General features: G+C 63.0%; 3 protein-coding genes. 2 read left to right on the top strand and 1 reads right to left on the bottom strand.

The genetic code is table 11. From position 1 onward, the window contains the following. Window positions 1-414, top strand: a 414-nt coding sequence (locus A2J03_RS16310; protein ID WP_197480820.1) for a YhjD/YihY/BrkB family envelope integrity protein, incomplete at its 5' end; no start/stop codon positions are given. Between the two features lie 45 nt (window positions 415-459). Here A2J03_RS16310 and A2J03_RS16305 read toward each other — a convergent pair. Next, window positions 460-696 (bottom strand): DUF3039 domain-containing protein, encoded by a 237-nt coding sequence (locus A2J03_RS16305; protein ID WP_032398413.1) that lies wholly within the window; start codon window positions 694-696, stop codon window positions 460-462. Window positions 697-780: 84 nt separating this feature from the next. On the opposite strand from A2J03_RS16305, the gene A2J03_RS16300 reads away from it, so the two are divergent. Beyond that, window positions 781-1,149: a DUF3099 domain-containing protein gene (locus tag A2J03_RS16300; RefSeq protein WP_068375882.1), complete on the top strand. Its 369-nt coding sequence runs from the start codon at window positions 781-783 to the stop codon at window positions 1,147-1,149. Window positions 1,150-1,171 lie beyond the last annotated feature (22 nt).

The following is a 1,171-nucleotide window of genomic DNA, read 5'->3' as shown; positions in this document are numbered from 1 at the left end:
ACGCTCTACAAGGTAGCGCTGCACACCTCGTTGCCGTGGCACCGTCTACTGGGCGGGGCGCTCTTGGCCGGCGTGTTCTTCATGATCGCGAGCGCTGTCCTGCGCTTCTACCTGACCTGGATCACCGGAACCGGCTACACCTACGGTGCGCTCGCGACGCCGATCGCGTTTCTGCTCTTCACGTTCTTCCTCGGTTTCGCCGTCGTACTGGGCGCCGAGTTCAATGCAACCATCCAGGAGTATTTCCCGGCGCGCGCTACCAGAATCGAGCAGATGCGGGAATGGCTCGCAGCGCAAACCGCGTACGAGGAATCGGGACCTGTCACCGCAGTCGCATGGCGGCTGGCTACCGGCCCGATTCGGCTTGCAGGGGACCGCACGAGATCGAGCGATTCCGATGACAAGCCCCGGTAAGGCGACGGACGACGCCGAGACCGTCGCCCAACCGAACTCCCCTCGTCAGTCGCCTTTCTTCAAACCTTCGTAGACTTTCTTGCAGTCGGGACACACCGGCGAGCCCGGCTTCGCGGACTTCGTCACGGGGAACACTTCGCCGCACAGCGCCACGACATGGGTTCCCATGACCGCGCTTTCGGCGATCTTGTTCTTCTTGACGTAGTGAAAGAACTTCGGCCGGTCGTCATCGGTGGTTTCGTCGGGGGCGATATCGGGGCGATCCTTGGTCTGAGTGCTCATGCCTCGATTATTCCGCACAAGCGCCCGGTGAGACCAACAACGCCGACGAGTGCATTCGAAGCGAGGTAGTGACACAGTGGAGTCATGACGCGTACACCCGGGTTCTACAGCTCGGCCGAAAGCGGCTCGGCCAGGCACCCAGCACTGATCACCGAAGCGCAGACGTCGGTCGAGGAGCAGCACCGCGCGCGCGTGAAGAAGTACATGTTCATCATGTCGTTCCGAATCCCAGCCCTCGTGCTGGCGGCCGCCTCGTACAGCATCTGGGCCAACCCCTGGATAGCGATGGCCATCGTCGGGGCGTCCATCCCGCTCCCGTGGATGGCAGTGCTCATCGCAAACGACCGTCCTCCCCGCAGCAAGGACGAGGTCAGCCGCTACGACGGACGAGGCACCGAGCGAACGGCGATCGAGCCACGCGCACACAAGGTGATCGAGGCAGCCGAGGACTGAGTTGTTCGAGAGCCCGCCTGCC

It is taken from the genome of Rhodococcus sp. EPR-157 (genome assembly GCF_001647195.1).
In the GTDB taxonomy this organism is placed as follows: Bacteria; Actinomycetota; Actinomycetes; order Mycobacteriales; family Mycobacteriaceae; genus Rhodococcoides.
This window is presented reverse-complemented; position numbering and strand designations above follow the sequence as displayed.

Bases quoted from the DNA above. Each gene is read 5' to 3' on its own strand.
- A2J03_RS16305 (WP_032398413.1), bottom strand. From the start codon at position 696: ATGAGCACTCAGACCAAGGATCGCCCCGATATCGCCCCCGACGAAACC.
- A2J03_RS16300 (WP_068375882.1), top strand. From the start codon at position 781: ATGACGCGTACACCCGGGTTCTACAGCTCGGCCGAAAGCGGCTCGGCC.